The 17977-nt window shown below is 45.4% G+C and carries 13 protein-coding genes and 1 pseudogene; 13 read left to right on the top strand and 1 reads right to left on the bottom strand.

Annotated elements, in window-relative coordinates; all coding sequences use genetic code 11:
* The first annotated feature begins 138 nt into the window (after positions 1-138).
* The 12 genes and pseudogenes from pbp2b (at position 139) to icd (ending at position 15613) form a co-directional block, all read left to right on the top strand.
* Positions 139-2205: a penicillin-binding protein PBP2B gene (gene pbp2b / locus RWS24_RS01555; RefSeq protein WP_314364811.1), complete on the top strand. Its 2067-nt coding sequence runs from the start codon at positions 139-141 to the stop codon at positions 2203-2205.
* A 103-nt stretch (positions 2206-2308) separates the two neighbouring features.
* Positions 2309-2905 (top strand): recombination mediator RecR, encoded by a 597-nt coding sequence (gene recR, locus RWS24_RS01550; protein WP_002897999.1) that lies wholly within the window; start codon positions 2309-2311, stop codon positions 2903-2905.
* A 228-nt stretch (positions 2906-3133) separates the two neighbouring features.
* Positions 3134-4180 (top strand): D-alanine--D-alanine ligase, encoded by a 1047-nt coding sequence (locus RWS24_RS01545; protein ID WP_314364809.1) that lies wholly within the window; start codon positions 3134-3136, stop codon positions 4178-4180.
* A 75-nt stretch (positions 4181-4255) separates the two neighbouring features.
* Positions 4256-5626 carry a UDP-N-acetylmuramoyl-tripeptide--D-alanyl-D-alanine ligase gene (gene murF, locus RWS24_RS01540; protein WP_314364808.1) on the top strand — a complete coding sequence of 457 codons (1371 nt, stop codon included), beginning with the start codon at positions 4256-4258 and terminating at the stop codon, positions 5624-5626.
* A 60-nt stretch (positions 5627-5686) separates the two neighbouring features.
* A complete protein-coding gene (locus RWS24_RS01535; RefSeq protein WP_314364805.1) occupies positions 5687-6373 on the top strand; it encodes a TIGR02206 family membrane protein in 687 nt (228 codons plus the stop codon).
* An 18-nt stretch (positions 6374-6391) separates the two neighbouring features.
* Positions 6392-7078 (top strand): TIGR02206 family membrane protein, encoded by a 687-nt coding sequence (locus RWS24_RS01530; RefSeq protein WP_314364803.1) that lies wholly within the window; start codon positions 6392-6394, stop codon positions 7076-7078.
* A gap of 77 nt (positions 7079-7155) precedes the next feature.
* Positions 7156-7444, top strand: a pseudogene (locus tag RWS24_RS01525) (hypothetical protein).
* Positions 7445-7631: 187 nt separating this feature from the next.
* Complete coding sequence (locus RWS24_RS01520) at positions 7632-9176, top strand: peptide chain release factor 3 (protein ID WP_314364801.1); 1545 nt, start codon at positions 7632-7634, stop codon at positions 9174-9176.
* 337 nt (positions 9177-9513) lie between these two features.
* Positions 9514-10422 (top strand): magnesium transporter CorA family protein, encoded by a 909-nt coding sequence (locus RWS24_RS01515; protein ID WP_314364800.1) that lies wholly within the window; start codon positions 9514-9516, stop codon positions 10420-10422.
* A 208-nt stretch (positions 10423-10630) separates the two neighbouring features.
* The gene (gene acnA / locus RWS24_RS01510) at positions 10631-13294 is read left to right on the top strand and encodes an aconitate hydratase AcnA (protein WP_314364798.1); all 2664 of its coding nucleotides are present in this window, start codon (positions 10631-10633) and stop codon (positions 13292-13294) included.
* Between the two features lie 2 nt (positions 13295-13296).
* Positions 13297-14415 (top strand): citrate synthase, encoded by a 1119-nt coding sequence (locus tag RWS24_RS01505; RefSeq protein ID WP_314364796.1) that lies wholly within the window; start codon positions 13297-13299, stop codon positions 14413-14415.
* 1 nt (position 14416) lies between these two features.
* Complete coding sequence (gene icd, locus RWS24_RS01500) at positions 14417-15613, top strand: NADP-dependent isocitrate dehydrogenase (protein ID WP_314364794.1); 1197 nt, start codon at positions 14417-14419, stop codon at positions 15611-15613.
* A 31-nt stretch (positions 15614-15644) separates the two neighbouring features.
* On the opposite strand, the gene RWS24_RS01495 is transcribed toward icd, so the two are convergent.
* A complete protein-coding gene (locus RWS24_RS01495; protein WP_314364793.1) occupies positions 15645-16043 on the bottom strand; it encodes a hypothetical protein in 399 nt (132 codons plus the stop codon).
* Positions 16044-16400: 357 nt separating this feature from the next.
* Here RWS24_RS01495 and RWS24_RS01490 point away from each other — a divergent pair, with 357 nt between their 5' ends.
* Positions 16401-17972, top strand: coding sequence for a DEAD/DEAH box helicase (locus RWS24_RS01490; RefSeq protein WP_314364791.1), 1572 nt, complete (start codon positions 16401-16403; stop codon positions 17970-17972).
* The last annotated feature ends 5 nt before the right edge of the window (positions 17973-17977 follow it).

The raw sequence follows: 17977 nt of genomic DNA, 5'->3' as shown, positions 1-17977 counted from the left end.
CCTAGCTGGCAAGTCTTTTAGGTTCAGTTGTTTGACAGACTTCCTCTTAACCCGTCCACATTTTCAGATTTTCTATCAGTTTTGAAACATTCATCGAGCTGGATTTATGGTAAAATAAAGGTCAGAACTTTTACTAGAATGAGAGAGAAGATGGCAAGGAAGAAGAGAAAATTTGACAGTCATTCCATCACCAGAAGGCTTTATCTGCTGTTTGGAATCGTGATGTTTTTGTTTTTAGCCTTGATTGCCCGTCTAGGCTATATGCAGGTGGTCAATCAGGACTTTTATACGGATAAGTTGGCTAAGGCTAGCAAGACCAAGATTACCACTAGCTCAGTGCGTGGGCAGATTTATGATGCTACCGGCAAGCCCTTGGTGGAAAATACGACCAAGCAGGTGGTGACCTATACACGGGATAACCGGCTGACGGCTGAAGAGATTCGAGCGACAGCTCAAAAGCTTCTGACCTATGTCAGTGTCAGTGATACAGAGGTGACAGACCGCCAAGAGGTGGATTATTATTTGGCGGACAGCGCAGTCTATCAGGAAGTGGTGGAAAAGCTGCCCAAGGACAAGAAATTTGATACGGACGGCAACCGCCTGCCTGAGTCCAAAATCTATAAAGCAGCAGCTGAGAGCATTGACCCTAAGCAGCTGGGCTATACGGACGAGGAAAAGAAGGCCATCGTTCTCTTTAGTCAAATGAATGCAATTTCCAACTTTGCGACGGGGGCCATCCAGACAGATCCGCTGACAACAGAGCAGGTGGCTGTACTGGCTTCCAGCAGCAAGGAACTGCCGGGTATCAGTGTCTCAACGGGCTGGGACCGCAAGGTCTTGGATACCTCACTGGCGTCTATCGTGGGAAATATCTCGACAGAAAAGACTGGGTTACCAGCTGAGGAAGTGGATGATTACCTGAAAAAAGGCTACTCCCTCAATGATCGGGTGGGGACCTCCTATTTGGAAAAGCAGTATGAGTCAGTCCTGCAAGGCAAGCGAGCTGAGAAGGAGATTCATCTGGACAAAAATGGTAATATGGAGAGCGTGGAAAATATCTCTGACGGCAGTAAGGGAGACAATCTCAAGCTGACGGTGGATTTAAGCTTCCAGCAGGGAGTGGAGGACATTCTCAAAAATGCCTTTAATGCAGAGTTGGCTAGTGGCAATGCAACTTACTCTGAGGGCGTTTATGCCGTAGCTATGGATCCCAATACCGGCGCCGTTTTAGCCATGGCAGGCATCCGGCATGATCTGGAAACAGGAGAAAGCTCAGTCGATGCTTTAGGGACCATGACCAATGTCTTTGTTCCGGGTTCTGTGGTCAAGGCTGCAACATTGACCTCGGGCTGGGAAAATAATGCCATTAGCGGCAATCAAGTCCTGACAGACCAGCCGATTAGTTTTGGCGGTACAGACAGTATTACCTCTTGGTTTACCCAGTATGGTTCACGTGCTATCACAGCCCAAGAGGCTTTGGAATACTCTTCCAATACTTATATGGTGCAAGTAGCGCTGAAGATGATGGGAACGCCTTACTCAGCGGATATGAAACTGAATTTTGATGAGCTGGATCCGTCCATGAAAAAGCTGCGTTCGACCTTTGCAGAGTATGGTCTGGGAACTTCAACAGGGATTGATTTGCCAAATGAGTCCACAGGCTATCTTCCAGACAAGTTTACTTTTGCCAACTATCTGACCAATTCTTTTGGCCAGTTTGACAACTATACGACACTTCAGCTGGCTCAGTACGCCTCGACAGTGGCTAATAATGGTAAACGTGTGGCTCCGCATATCGTTGAAGGCATTTACGGCAACAGTGACCAAGGAGGACTGGGTGATTTGGTGCAGAAAATTGACACCAAGGAGCTGAACCAGGTTAATATCTCTAACGAGGATATGAGCATTATCAAGCAAGGCTTCTATCAAGTGGTTCATGGCAGCAGTGGCTTTACGACTGGCCGGACCATTTCTCAGGGAGAGAGCGTGCCAATCAGTGCCAAGACTGGTACGGCTGAGACCTTCGTGGACAAAGGCAAGAAAGAAGCCATCAATACCAATGTCGTGTCCTATGCACCGAGTGAGAAGCCACAGATTGCGGTGGCAGTGGTGTTTCCTCACAATACGAACCTATCTTCTACTGTCAGCCACAGTATCACTCGCGATATTATCAATCTTTACAATCAACAACACCCTATGAATTAGTGCTCAATGAAAATCCTCAGCAAACATAGAAAGCTAAAGCTGTCAGTGCTCAAGTAGAGCAATCTGGTTTGAGGAGATTTTTTGAGAATAGAGAAAGGATTTTATGCTTTACCCAACCCCTATTGCCAAGCTGATTGACAGTTTTTCAAAGCTGCCCGGCATTGGCATCAAAACAGCCACTCGACTGGCTTTTTACACTATTGGCATGAGTGATGATGATGTCAATGAATTTGCCAAGAACCTGCTGGCTGCTAAGCGTGAACTGAGCTACTGCTCTGTCTGCGGCAACCTGACGGACGAAGACCCTTGTGCAATCTGCCAAGACCAGTCGCGAGACCAATCAACTATTTTGATTGTTGAGGACAGCCGGGATGTGTCAGCCATGGAAAATATCCAGGAATACCACGGACTCTATCATGTCCTGCACGGTTTGATTTCACCTATGAATGGCGTTGGACCGGATGACATCAATCTCAAGAGTCTGATTACTCGTTTGATGGATAGTGAAGTGACGGAGGTTATCGTCGCGACCAATGCGACTGCGGATGGCGAAGCGACCTCCATGTACATCTCACGGGTTCTGAAGCCCGCTGGGATTAAGGTGACTCGCCTAGCGCGTGGCTTAGCTGTTGGCTCTGACATTGAGTATGCGGATGAGGTCACATTGATTCGCGCTATCGAAAATCGGACGGAATTATAAACATAAAGGATTTTTCTGGCTCTAGCTGGCTGGAAGAGTCTTTTTTTCTGTTCAAAAATGCTGGGAATTGTGATATACTAAAACGGACTGATACAGAAGCTTCTGCTTGGAAGAATCCGCTAATTGGTTCCAATCCTGCAGGTCTGTCGCTCAGCCTTTGAGGAGGATTCTTCTTGCGCCAGCAGCTTTTGTAAATCGTACTATTTTTAGAAAATGATAGGAAAAATCATGGCAAAACAAAGATTGATTTTATTGTATGGCGGACGCAGTGCAGAGCGGGAAGTTTCGGTTTTATCAGCTGAGAGCGTCATGCGGGCTGTCAATTATGATAGGTTCTCGGTGAAAACTTACTTCATCACCAAGGACGGAGATTTTATCCAAACTCAGGAATTTGAAGCAAAGCCAGCGGCTGATGAGAAGCTGATGACCAATGCCACAGTGGATGTGTCTCGGAAGATTAAGCCCAGCGATATTTACGAAAAAGGAGCCGTGGTCTTTCCAGTCCTGCATGGTCCTATGGGCGAAGATGGCTCTATCCAAGGCTTCCTAGAAGTGCTCAAAATGCCTTATGTCGGCTGTAATATTTTATCTTCTAGCCTAGCCATGGATAAAATTACGACCAAGCGAGTGCTGGAATCAGCAGGGATCGCCCAAGTGCCTTATGTAGCGTTGGTTGATGGTGAGGATATAGAGCAAAAAATCCAGGAAATCGAGGAGAAGTTGACCTATCCAGTCTTCACTAAACCTTCCAATATGGGCTCCAGTGTCGGCATTTCTAAATCGGAGAACCAAGCTGAACTGCGGGCTTCTCTGGAACTGGCATTCAAATACGACAGCAGGGTACTGGTTGAGCAAGGAGTGACAGCTCGGGAGATTGAGGTTGGGCTTCTGGGCAATGTTGACGTCAAGAGTACCCTGCCTGGAGAAGTGGTCAAGGACGTGGCTTTCTATGACTACGAAGCCAAATACATTGATAATAAGATTACTATGGATATTCCGGCCAAGATTCCAGAAGAAGTGGTGAGTCTGATGCGTCAAAATGCAGAGGCGGCTTTCCGAGATCTGGGCGGTCTGGGACTGTCCCGCTGTGATTTCTTCTATGCAGAAGATGGTCAGGTCTTCCTTAATGAACTCAATACCATGCCAGGATTTACCCAGTGGTCTATGTATCCATTGCTTTGGGAAAATATGGGGCTGGCCTATCCTGACTTGATTGAGAAACTAGTTGGCCTAGCTGAAGAGGCATTTGCTAAGAGAGAGGCGCATCTTCTCTAAAATATGATATAATAGAGGGGCTGAAAATTTTCGGTCCTTTCTTTTTGCAAGCAAACCGAAAAATGAGGAAGAAGTATGAAATTAGATTTATATGAAATCGCAGAAGTTCTGTCTGCGAAAAATGATGTGACTCAGTTTGAAAATGTCGCGCTTAGAAATGCTGAGTTTGACAGCCGTTTGATTGAATCGGGTGACCTTTTTGTGCCGCTTAAGGGAGCGCGTGATGGCCATGACTTTATCGCAACAGCCTTTGCTCAGGGAGCTGCTGTCACCCTATCTGAGCGCCCAGTGGCAGAGGGGACTTACATCTTGGTTGATGATGTCCTGACGTCCTTTCAGCGCTTGGCCCAGTACTATCTGGAAAAGATGCAGGTGGATGTGCTGGCGGTGACAGGTTCCAACGGCAAAACGACGACCAAGGATATGCTGGCTCAGCTACTAGCAACCACTTACAAGACCTATAAGACACAAGGTAATTACAATAACGAAATCGGTCTGCCTTATACGGTTCTTCATATGCCTGAAGACACAGAGAAACTTGTCTTAGAAATGGGGCAGGACCACTTGGGCGATATCCATCTCCTGTCTGAACTGGCCAAACCTAAGACGGCCATTGTAACTCTGGTCGGAGAAGCCCATCTGGAATTTTTCGGTAGCCGAGCTGAGATTGCCCAAGGCAAGATGCAGATTGCGGACGGCTTGAGAAAAGATGGTCTCTTGATCGTGCCAGCGGATAAGATTGTCAATGAATTTCTGCCAGCAGACTGCAAACTGGTTCGATTTGGTCCTGATTCGGATATCTTCCTGACGCGTCTGGAAGAGCGCAAGGACAGCTTGAGCTTTGAATGTAACTTTTTAGAGCAAAGGATCGACCTGCCTGTGACCGGTAAGTACAATGCGACCAACGCCATGATTGCAGCCTATGCGGCTCTGCAGGAGGGGGTATCTGAGGCGGCTATTGCTCAAGCCTTTTCTGAGCTGGAGCTGACCCGCAATCGAACGGAGTGGAAGAAAGCTGGCAATGGCGCAGATATTTTATCGGATGTCTACAATGCCAACCCAACAGCTATGCGCTTGATTCTTGAGACTTTCTCGACCATTCCGGCCAATCCGGGCGGACGAAAATTGGCGGTGCTGGCGGATATGAAAGAGCTGGGATCTGACTCTAAGTCCATGCACGGCTCGATGATTACTAGCCTCAATCCAGAAATTGTGACCGACCTTTTCCTTTATGGACAAGACATGGAAGCCCTCTATGACTATGCCAAGGAAATCTACCCGCCAGGCAAGGTTCATTACTTTATCAAAAATGATGAGAAAGACCAGTTTGAACAACTAACTAAAGCTGTCAGAGAGAAGCTGACTCCTGCCGACCAAATCCTTCTGAAAGGCAGCAATTCTATGAATCTGGCTAAGCTGGTAGAGGACTTGGAGGGGGAATTATAAGCAACAACTGGCAACCCCAGCTTTGGCTAAACTTTATCTACTAGAATGGAGATGTAGGAGATGGGAATAAAAGAACTATTTACAACCTATAAAACCGAACCGCCTCAACTGGGACTTTGGTATTTTGTTCTTTTGGGGCTGGTCTTTGCGATTATCTGGCTTTCCTATCGCTACTACAATCGGAAGCCTTACCAGCGGCTATTTGTCGGGATGCAAGCTTGCCAGCTGATAGGCCTCTACTCTTGGTATATGCTGGCTGCTGCCCCGCTGTCTGAGAGTCTGCCTTTTTATCATTGCAGAATGGCCATGTTTGCCTTGATGTTTCTGCCTAATCGCTCAGTGTATAAATTTTATTTTGCACTTTTGGGGACTTTTGGATCAATTGTAGCTTTCATTTATCCGATTTTCGATCCTTACCCTTTTCCCCATATCACTATTTTGTCCTTTATCATCGGCCATCTAGCGCTCTTGGGAAATTGTTTGATTTATCTTTTCAGATATTATCATACTTTCTCTATGAGCTGGCAGCGAGTGGTGTGGACGACCTTTATGATGAATGCTTTTTTGCTTGTTATCAATATGTTGACAAAGGGTTCTTATGGATTTCTCACAGATCCGCCGCTTGTTGGCGATCACGGACTCCTGCTCAATTATCTGCTTGTCTCAATCGTCTTAAGTGCAGCAGTTTGCTTGGTTTCTGAAATTTTTAAGCGCGTGGAGCAGACCAAGACAGTTTCCCTAACTTAATTATCTCATGGAGGATTTATGAAAGATTTTTTAACTACGACAAAAACGGTGGCACCGCCTATCTCGATTTTATGGTATGCTGCGATGATTGCTCTGGTCTTGCTGTCTATTTGGAGCTCGCTCAAATACCATGATAATCCGCGTTTTGTCAAGGCTTTTAAGTGGATTCAGATTGCCCAGCTGCTGATGCTTTATAGCTGGTATTTTGGTTTTCGGATTCCTTTTACCAACAGTCTACCCTTTTATCATTGCCGACTGGCTATGTTTGCGGTGGTTTTTCTGCCAGACAATTGGCGCAGCAAGCAGTATTTTGCTCTTTTAGGAGCCAGCGGAGCGGTCTTTGCCTTGGGCTACCCAGTCTTTGACCCCTATGATTTCCCGCATATTACCAGCTTCTCTTTCCTGATTGGTCACTATGCTCTCTTGGTTAATTCCCTGATTTATCTGATGAATCACTATGACAAGAGCCTGCTCAAGAAGTACATGATTGTAGCTTACACCTTTGGGCTCAATCTTTTCCTAGTCGGCGTTAACCAAGTGACAGGAGGAAATTACGGTCTGCTAAAAAATCCGCCTTTCATCCCCCATGCTCCTCTATGGATAAAGTACCTCCTTGTGTCAGTCATTCTTTCTCTGGCTCTGGTTCTCTTTGATATATTGTTTAAGAAACGGTGGAAAAAGCAGTTAAGTCTGGTCCGCAGTTAATTCACTTCAGATTTACAGCTCCTGTCAAGTTAATGTGGCAGGATTTTTTTAATTAGAAAGCTTAATTATGACTTGCTTTGCTTCTAGTTACAAATGGACTGTTTGTCTATTGACTGTTTAAGCTGGTTGAGCTAGATGCTTCTGTTGACGGAATGAAACACCCCAAATTTTGGGCTTTCTTAAGGCTGGCGAACAAAGGGGAGAGGGCTTGATCCTCTAACTCTTGAAACGGAATAAGGCCATTTTTTCCATGACAGCTGAAGAGAAAGAAGAACTGGAAACCAGAAAAAACGCCCGCTCTATTTACTGGGTTTAACCTTACTCTTTGCAATTTTCCTCTTTAACAGTGTCATTGTTAGATTTTAAGGGAAATTTCATTGACATAGGAGAATGGAATCGCTCGGAAGGGCGATTTTTTATCTTTCTAAGATAATTGAAAAAAAGTGCTAAATCCGCTATAATAGGTAGGTTGAAAGGATTGGAATACTCCGATGTAAAATAAAAAACAAATACTAAGATTCACCATTATCCTAAATGAAAGAAAGAGAAGAAGATGACTTTACAAGAAGAAATTAAGAAACGCCGGACTTTTGCCATTATCTCCCACCCGGACGCGGGGAAGACGACTATTACGGAGCAGTTGCTCTACTTTGGGGGCGAGATTCGTGAGGCTGGGACAGTCAAGGGAAAAAAGACGGGTAATTTTGCCAAGTCTGACTGGATGGATATTGAGAAGCAGCGGGGGATTTCAGTGACTTCCTCTGTCATGCAGTTTGACTACGATGGCAAGCGGGTCAATATTCTGGATACACCGGGGCACGAGGACTTCTCCGAAGATACTTACCGGACCCTGATGGCAGTGGATGCTGCGGTTATGGTTATTGACTCGGCCAAGGGTATAGAGGCCCAGACCAAGAAGCTCTTTGAGGTTGTCAAGCATCGGAATATTCCAGTCTTCACTTTTATGAATAAGCTGGACCGTGACGGTCGCGAGCCCTTGGACTTGTTGGAAGAATTGGAAGAGATTTTAGGCATTGCCAGCTATCCGATGAATTGGCCGATTGGCATGGGGAAGAGCTTTGAAGGACTTTATGACCTCTACAATGAGCGGCTGGAGCTTTATAAGGGCGAGGAGCGCTTTGCGACTCTGGCAGAAGGCGACCAACTGTTTGCTTCCAATCCTTTCTATGAGCAAGTTAAGGAAGACATTGAGCTCTTGAGCGAAGCTGGAAATGAATTCTCAGAAGAAGCGATTTTGGAGGGCAAGTTGACACCTGTTTTCTTTGGTTCAGCCCTGACCAATTTTGGTGTCCAGACATTCCTGGAAACCTTCCTCAAGTTTGCTCCGGAACCGCATGGCCATAAGAAGACAGATGGCGAGGTAGTCGAGCCACTCAGCCCAGATTTTTCAGGCTTTGTCTTTAAAATTCAGGCCAATATGGACCCGCGCCACCGCGACCGTATCGCATTTGTCCGTATCGTTTCTGGCGAGTTCGAGCGCGGTATGAGTGTCAATTTGCCTCGCACTGGCAAGTCTGCCAAGCTATCCAATGTCACTCAATTTATGGCCGAAAGTCGGGAGAATGTGACCAATGCTGTAGCTGGTGATATTATCGGGGTTTATGATACGGGGACTTATCAGGTTGGTGACACCCTGACTGTAGGCAAGAATAAGTTTGAATTTGAGCCTCTGCCAACCTTTACTCCTGAAATCTTTATGAAGGTTTCAGCCAAGAATGTTATGAAGCAAAAATCCTTCCATAAGGGGATTGAGCAGCTGGTGCAAGAGGGAGCCATTCAGCTTTATACCAACTACCAGACAGGCGAGTACATGCTGGGCGCTGTCGGTCAGCTCCAGTTTGAGGTCTTTAAACACCGCATGGAAAATGAATACAATGCTGAAGTGGTCATGAATCCTATGGGCAAAAAGACTGTCCGCTGGATTTCACCAGATGACCTGGACGAGCGTATGTCTTCTAGCCGTAACATCCTAGCCAAAGACCGCTTTGACCAGCCAGTCTTCCTCTTTGAAAACGACTTTGCCTTGCGCTGGTTTGCGGACAAGTATCCAGATGTCAGACTGGAAGAGAAGATGTAACTCAGTACCAATAATTGGAACTAAAGTTCCTAATTGTTGGACGCTAAGTGCTATTGTATAGACTAGTTAACTGCCTTACTAACTCATCGGCGAAAAAATAATCGTTTTCGCCTCTTCGTGTCGTAGTGAATGGGATTGTTATGATTGTATAACAAACTAAAGTTACTAAGGCCGAGTTCTGTTGGACCCTTGCTAACCACTTGACTAATTTCATCAGGCGAGGTAGTTAATTTGATTTGTTTTGTGCTTCGACATCGCATATTTACTTGCAGGAAGAGTTTATGAAGTTGGGCGCTAGTTTATTAGAGAATTATTCTACATTGTAGAAAGGAGCCCCATGTTTCTGGAAAGAAAACTAAAAGGTCAGGATGTCTGGATTAATATTGATTCTGATGATGTTAAGCAGACTGCGCAGATCTATCAAGATTATGAAATTGACAAAGAAACTATCGAGTATGCACTCGATAAGAACGAACGGGCCCATATGGACTATAATCGCGAGAATGGTACAGTTGTCTTTATCTACAATGTCCTCAATCTAGCGACAGATAAGGAACATTATGAGACGATTCCGATGACCTTTGTGGCTCAGGAGGGGAGGCTCATTACGATCAGTAACCAGGACAATGCCTATGTTGTTGATATGATGAAAGCCTATACTGAGCATCATGAGCCAGTATCGGTCTATAAGTTTCTCTTTGCTAGTCTAGAGTTGATCTCCAATTCTTACTATCCAGTCGTTGAGCGGATGGACAAGCGTAAGGACGAAATTAATACTCTTCTGCGCCAGACAACTACTAAAAAGCATTTGTTTGCCCTGTCAGACTTGGAAACCTCAATGGTCTATTTAGTTGCTGCGGCTAAGCAGAACCGCATGCTTCTAGAGCATATCAAAAGCCATGGTATTTACCGCCGTTTTGACGACTTAGAAACTGAACAGTTTGAGGATGCCATGATTGAGGCTCGTCAGCTCGTTTCGATGACTGATCTGATTGCTCAAGTTCTCAGTCAGCTCTCAGGATCCTACAATAATATCTTGAACAACAATCTGAATGACAATTTGACTGTCCTGACTATTATTTCAGTTCTTTTGGCAGTACTTGCAGTTATCACTGGTTTCTTTGGTATGAATGTTCCTTTGCCATTATCTAATGATAAAAATGCCTGGATTTATATTGTTGTCATTAGTCTAATCATCTGGGGACTTCTGACCAAGCTTCTTAAATGGCTGGCCAATAAGAAGTAAGCATTTGAAATTATTTTCCCTAAAACAAGCACCGAGATGGTGCTTGTTTTTTTGCTTTGGAAAGAAAATGATTAGTACAGTTGGTCTATATTAAAAAAACTGTTATTTTGTGTTAGAAAATATAACATAAAAATTATAATTTTTATTGCATAAATTTTCATAATAAAGTATAATATAAAACAATTTAAAATAAGTGAGGGGTAGAAATATGGCAGAATACCTAAGCAATTTAAATTATAAAGGCAAATCATACCAATATACAGACCTTGGAAAAGCCTCAGCTCTACTAGGAGGGGATATAGAAGGACTTCCTTATTCTATACGAATATTATTAGAAAGTGTTCTCCGTAAGGAAGATGGTATTGACGTAACAAAAGATAACATTATCTCTTTGATACATTATCAAGCTAAATCACCAAGTGGAGAAGTTCCTTTTAAGCCTAGTCGAGTCATTCTCCAGGATTTTACAGGTGTTCCTGTCGTGGTGGATTTGGCTAGTATGCGCGATGCTATTGTCGGGCAGGGAGGTCAGGCCAATCAGATTAATCCAGAGATTCCGGTCGATTTAGTCATTGACCACAGTGTTCAGGTGGACTTTTATGGCTGTGATACAGCTCTAGAGGCCAATATGACCCAAGAGTTTGTCCGCAATAATGAGCGCTACGAATTTCTCAAGTGGGCAGAAAAATCATTTGATAATTATCGAGCAGTTCCTCCTGCTACGGGGATTATCCATCAGGTCAATATCGAGTTTCTCAGTGATGTCATCATTGAAAAGGATGGCCAACTCTATCCGGACAGTATGTTTGGGACGGACAGTCATACGACCATGATCAATGGGATTGGTGTTCTGGGCTGGGGAGTCGGTGGGATTGAGGCTGAGGCTGCCATGTTAGGTGAGGCTTCTTATTTCCCAGTTCCTGAGGTGATTGGTGTTCGTCTATTGGGCAAGCTGCCTAAGATTGCGACTGCGACAGATTTGGCTTTAAAGGTCACGCAAATCTTGCGGCAGGAAAATGTTGTTGGCAAATTTGTCGAGTTCTTTGGGCCTGGTTTGTCTAATCTAAGCCTGGCTGACCGGGCAACAGTGGCTAATATGGCGCCGGAATACGGAGCTACCTGTGGTTATTTTCCGATAGATGAGGAAACGCTCAATTACATGCGTCTGACCAATCGATCAGAAGATCATATCGAGCTGACCCGTCTCTATGCTCAAAAAAATCACCTCTTCTATGATGAAAGAGTTGAGCCGATTTATACCAAGGTAGTTGAAATTGATTTGTCTGGCATTGTGCCGAGCATCTCAGGACCCAAGCGGCCCCAAGATCTAATTGAATTAACAGCTGCTAAAGAGGAGTTTCAAGCTAGTCTAGTAAGAGAAGCGGGGGTCCGAGGCTTTGGTCTAGATGAGAGCGAGCTGGAAAAGTCTGCAGTAGTTCAATTTTCTGACCATGAGGAGATGATTAAAACGGGTCATGTGGCTATCGCTGCCATTACTAGCTGTACCAATACATCTAATCCCTATGTCCTGATGGCGGCAGGACTTTTAGCCAAGAAAGCAGTAGAAAAAGGCTTACGAGTTTCAAAGACTGTCAAGACTTCTTTAGCACCGGGCAGCAAGGTGGTCACAGGTTATCTCAAGAAAAGTGGTCTGCAAACTTATCTGGATCAGCTTGGTTTCAATGTTGTTGGCTATGGCTGCACTACTTGTATTGGAAATTCAGGCAATCTCCGACCGGAAGTGGCTCAGGCGATTATGGATACTGACTTGTTGGCTAGTGCAGTTCTTTCAGGAAATCGCAATTTTGAAGGGCGGATTAATCCGTTGGTCAAGGCTAATTTCCTAGCTAGTCCTCCCTTGGTAGTTGCCTATGCTTTGGCTGGAAATACCAATATTGATCTGACTAGTGAGCCCTTGGGTTATGATCAAAAGGGGCAGCCTGTTTATTTGATGGATTTGATGCCGGAGCACGATTTAGTTGCAGATTATGTTCAAACATATGTGACGCGCCAGCTTTTTGAAAAAGAATATGCCCATGTGTTTGACGACAATGAAAAATGGAATCAGATTCCGACAGCCTCTTCTCAAAATTATCAGTGGAATCAGGCTTCGACCTATATTCAAAATCCACCTTACTTTGATGGCTTAGCTGATGCTTTAGCCATTCAGCCACTGAAAAATCTTGCAGTGCTGGCAAAATTTGGGGATACGGTGACGACAGACCATATCTCCCCAGCAGGAAATATTGCCAGAAATAGCCCGGCAGCTTCCTATTTGATGGAGCATGGAGTGGATTACCAAGAGTTTAATTCTTATGGCAGCCGTCGGGGCAATCATGAGGTCATGATGCGAGGGACTTTTGCCAATATTCGAATAAAAAACGAACTGGCGGATGGGAAAATTGGTGGGTACACAGATTATAAAGGAGAGTTGCTATCCATTTATGAGGCAGCTATGCGCTACAAGGAAGAGCAGATTGACACCATTGTCTTAGCTGGCAAAGACTACGGTATGGGGTCCAGCCGTGATTGGGCAGCTAAGGGGGCTAATCTTTTGGGTGTCAAGGTGGTGCTGGCAGAGAGTTTTGAGCGTATCCACCGGTCCAATCTGGTCATGATGGGGATTCTTCCTCTCCAGTATCTAGATGGAGAAAATGCGGCTAGTCTGGGCTTAACAGGCAAGGAGACTTTCGACATCAATCTGCCACAGAACCCGCAAGTTGGCCAGCTGGTTGAAGTGGTAGCGCGGAAAGGTGCTGAAGAAATAGCTTTTCAAGCTCGGCTGCGCTTTGATGCAGAGGCGGATATCCGTTACTATGAAAATGGGGGGATTTTACCCATGGTCGTTAGAAAGAAATTAGAGGAGGTGTGAGCATGAGTCAGACGGACGGTTTGAAAGATACCATTGCCTGTGATACTCGGATTAGCCAGATTGTGGATGATTCTTTGTCTTATGCAGGCTACAATATTTCTGAATTGGTAGAGCACCATGCGAGTTTTGAAGAGGTGATTTATCTGCTGTGGCATTTGCATTTGCCGACTCAAATTGAGCTCAAGCATTTTGAAGAAGATCTGCGAGCTAATTATGCCATTAGCGATGCGGTGGAGCAGTGTATTCTCATCCAGTCCCGCAAGCACCTTCATCCCATGAGTGTCTTGCGCTCAACGGTCAGTCTTTTGGGGGTTTATAATGTCCATGCTGAGGAAGCTTCTCTGGAAGCGACCTATGAGCAGAGCATCCAGCTTATGGCAAAGATGCCGACCATTATTGCGGCTTTTGCAAGACTGAGGTCGGGTCAGACTCCAATAGAGCCTAGAGAGGATTTGGGATTCGCAGCTAATTTCCTCTATATGCTCAAAGGACAAGAGGCGAGTGAGCTTGAAGTCAAAGCCTTCAACTGCGCCTTGGTGCTCCATGCCGATCATGAACTCAATGCTTCAACTTTTGCGGCTCGAGTCTGTGCCTCAACCTTGACCGATATTTATTCCTGCGTGACAGCAGCTGTTGGAGCACTCAAGGGCTCGCTTCATGGCGGTGCTAATGAATGTGTCTTTGATATGCTGAAAGAGATCAGAGAGGAAGGGGATTGTCAGGCCTACCTAGACCGCAAGCTGGCCTCTCACGAGAAGATTATGGGCTTTGGTCACCGGGTTTACAAGACCCATGATCCGCGTGAAAAATACCTGCGTCAAATGGCCAAAGACTTGACACAGGGAACCAAAGACGAAGTCTGGTATCAGCTTTCAGAGGAAATTGAAGCCTATATGAAGCATACCAAGCATCTGATACCGAATGTCGATTTTTATTCGGCTACGGTTTACCATGTGTTGGGCATTGACAGCAGTATCTACACCTTGATTTTTGCTATGAGTCGGGTGGCTGGCTGGATTGCCCATATTCAGGAACAGCGCAAGAACAATAAGCTGATTCGGCCACGTTCTAACTACATTGGTGCTCAAGGTTTGGAGTATCTTCCCATAGGAAGGAGATAAAATGGCAGATAAGATTTTGTTTGAGAAAGGGCGGTTGCAGGTGCCAGATGCTCCTATTATTCCTTACATTCAAGGTGATGGGATTGGGGTTGATATCTGGAAAAATGCCCAGCTGGTCTTTGATAAGGCAGTAGAAAAGGCTTATGGTGGCCAGAAAAAGGTTGTTTGGAAGGAAGTTTTGGCTGGGAAAAAAGCTGCAGACCAGACAGGTGACTGGCTACCGGATGAAACACTGACAACGATTAAGAGCCATCTAGTGGCTATTAAGGGCCCGCTAGAAACCCCAGTTGGAGAAGGGATTCGTTCCTTGAATGTGGCCCTGAGACAAGAATTAGACCTTTATGCCTGCCTGCGACCGGTTCGTTATTTCAAGGGAGTTCCCAGTCCGCTCAAGCACCCCGAGAAGACTGATATTACGATTTTTCGGGAAAATACAGAAGACATCTATGCAGGGATTGAGTGGGAGAGTGGAACGGCTGCAGTCCAAAAAGTTATCGCTTTCCTGCAGAAGGATATGAAGGTTGACAAGATTCGCTTCCCAGAAAGCTCTGCTATTGGAATCAAGCCTATCTCTAAGCAGGGCAGCGAGCGGCTGATACGGGCGGCTATTGACTACGCGCTAGCCAAAGGACTGAGTCGGGTAACTCTAGTCCACAAGGGCAATATCCAGAAATTTACAGAGGGCGGTTTTCGGAAATGGGGCTATGAACTAGCTCAAAGAGAGTATGCGGACGAGCTAGCTTCTGAAAAACTAATCATCCAAGATGTCATTGCAGATAATTTTTTGCAGCAGATTTTGCTTTTTCCAGAGAAATTTGATGTTGTCGCCTTGACCAATCTAAATGGTGACTATGCCAGCGATGCCTTGGCTGCTCAGGTGGGAGGAATCGGTATTGCGCCAGGGGCCAATATCAATTACGAGACGGGTCATGCTATTTTTGAAGCAACTCATGGGACGGCGACAGATATAGCGGGTCAAAATAGGGCTAATCCTTGTTCTCTTATCTTATCAGGGGCCATGCTCTTTGATTACATTGGTTGGTCGGAGGTCTCTCATCTCCTGACTAAGGCTATTGAGAAGGCTCTCTTTGAGCAAAAAGTGACAGGGGATTTTGCCAGTCAGCAGGAAGGAGTGCCAGCCTTGACCACTAGTCAATTTGCTGAGAAGCTACTGGCTAATATAGAAAAGTGTCCATAATGAAGAAAAAAGTGGTGAAGAATCTGCCTATCTAGACAGTCTCTTCATCACTTTTTTGTCTTTTTCGATATTCCAGTCCCCAGCCGATGATCCAGCAGAAGACTAGCAGATAATTTTCAATCCAGCCCAGAAAGTTTGCTTGATTGGCCTTTTCCAGATAGCCTAGCAGATGGTTGGTGCCAAAGCCCAGTCCGCCCAGAATCAGTGCTAGCAAAGTCATACGCAGATAGAACCAATCATACTTTATGTTGGTGGCAATGACTAAAGGCAGAATAGCCAGATTCCAGAAACCAATTTCCCGCTGCCAGTAGGGAGCTAGACCATAGATGGACTCATTGCCCAAGAGCTGGGGCTGGAAAATCTGGATCATAGCCGCGCCCAGCATAGCTAAGATTAGTAAAATGAAAATCACTCGTAAAAATTTATTCATCCCTGTCTCCTTTCTTCTTTGTAGATTATAATGTTTTTGAAAATGATTTTCAAGTTTTCATTTTTTACAAAAGAAAGCTCTAATAAAATATTTTACAGGCAAGTCCTATCTTTTTAGGTGCTTTTGTGGTATACTAGATTAGTTGCAGAAATACAGTTTTTCTATTCAGTGGGAGCTAGCGACCGAGTCGGCGCTTTTTTAGTGCCTGGACTTGAGAGCCCATATTTATGAAGAGAAGAGCGAATACTCTCAGAAAATCGAGATTTAGCAAGCGACATGTGCTTGGTATGTTTCGATAGTTGAGTATCAAAAGCCTTATAAGGTGGCTTCGCACCGCCTTTAGAAAGAAGAAGAACATTGAAATTTAATGAATTACATTTATCTGCTGAATTACTAGCAGAGGTTGAAAAAGCTGGCTTTGTAGAAGCAAGCCCCATTCAAGAGCAGACGATTCCACTTGCTATGGCAGGTAAGGATGTCATTGGTCAGGCCCAGACAGGGACAGGAAAGACAGCGGCCTTTGGCTTCCCGACTTTGGAGAAGATTGATACAGATAATCCTGCTGTGCAGGCTTTGATTATCGCTCCAACCCGTGAATTGGCTGTGCAGAGTCAGGAAGAGCTTTTCCGTTTTGGCCGCAGCAAGGGGGTCAAGGTGCGTTCTGTCTACGGTGGCTCCAGCATCGAAAAGCAAATCAAGGCCCTCAAATCAGGTGCTCATATCGTCGTAGGAACACCTGGCCGTCTCTTGGATTTGATCAAACGCAAGGCGCTTAAGCTGAATCAGATTGAAACCTTAATCTTGGACGAAGCGGATGAAATGCTTAACATGGGCTTTTTGGAAGATATTGAGTCTATCATTTCACGTGTGCCAGAAGAGCGTCAGACCTTGCTCTTTTCAGCAACCATGCCGGATGCTATCAAGCGCATCGGTGTCAAGTTCATGAAGGAGCCTAATCATGTCAAGATTGCTGCTAAAGAGCTGACGACAGAGCTGGTAGATCAGTATTATATCCGTGTCAAAGAAAATGAAAAATTTGATACCATGACCCGCCTGATGGACGTGGAGCAGCCAGAGCTGTCTATCGTCTTTGGCCGGACTAAGCGCCGGGTGGATGAGCTGACTCGCGGTCTGAAAATCCGCGGTTTCCGAGCAGAGGGTATCCACGGTGATTTGGACCAAGGCAAGCGTCTCCGCGTCCTACGCGACTTTAAAAACGGCAATCTGGATGTCTTGGTGGCGACAGATGTGGCCGCGCGTGGATTGGACATTTCTGGTGTGACCCACGTCTACAACTATGACATTCCGCAGGATCCAGAAAGTTATGTTCACCGGATTGGTCGGACTGGTCGTGCTGGTAAGTCAGGTCAGTCTATCACTTTCGTAGCGCCAAATGAAATGGGCTATCTGCAGATTATCGAAAATCTGACCAAGAAGCGTATGAAAGGCCTTAAGCCTGCGACTGCAGAGGAAGCTTTCCAAGCTAAGAAAAAAGTTGCTCTTAAGAAGATTGAACGCGATTTTGCGGATGAAAGCATCCGTTCTAACTTTGAGAAATTTAGCAAGGATGCCCGCAAGCTAGCAGCAGAATTCAGTCCAGAAGAGCTGGCTATGTATATCCTCAGCTTGACGGTGCAGGATCCAGATGCCCTTCCTGAAGTAGAAATTGCCCGTGAAAAACCATTGCCATTTAAACCGTCTGGCGGTGGCTTTGGCGGAAAAGGCAAGGGCAGTCGTGGCGGAAATAGCAACCGTCGCAGTAATGACAATCGCCGTGACCGAGGTGGCCGTCGCGATCAATTTAAGAAAGGTCGCAAAGACGAGCGTTTTGACAAAGAAAATCGCTACCGCAAGGACCACAAGAAGCCACGCAATACTTCTAGCGAAAAGAAAACCGGCTTTGTTATTCGTAACAAGGGTGATAAATAAGGCAG

Origin of the sequence: uncultured Streptococcus sp. (assembly GCF_963528215.1) — a bacterium.
GTDB lineage: Bacteria > Bacillota > Bacilli > Lactobacillales > Streptococcaceae > Streptococcus.
The sequence above is the reverse complement of the archived record's forward strand: the minus strand, read 5'-3'. Positions and strand labels throughout refer to the sequence as shown.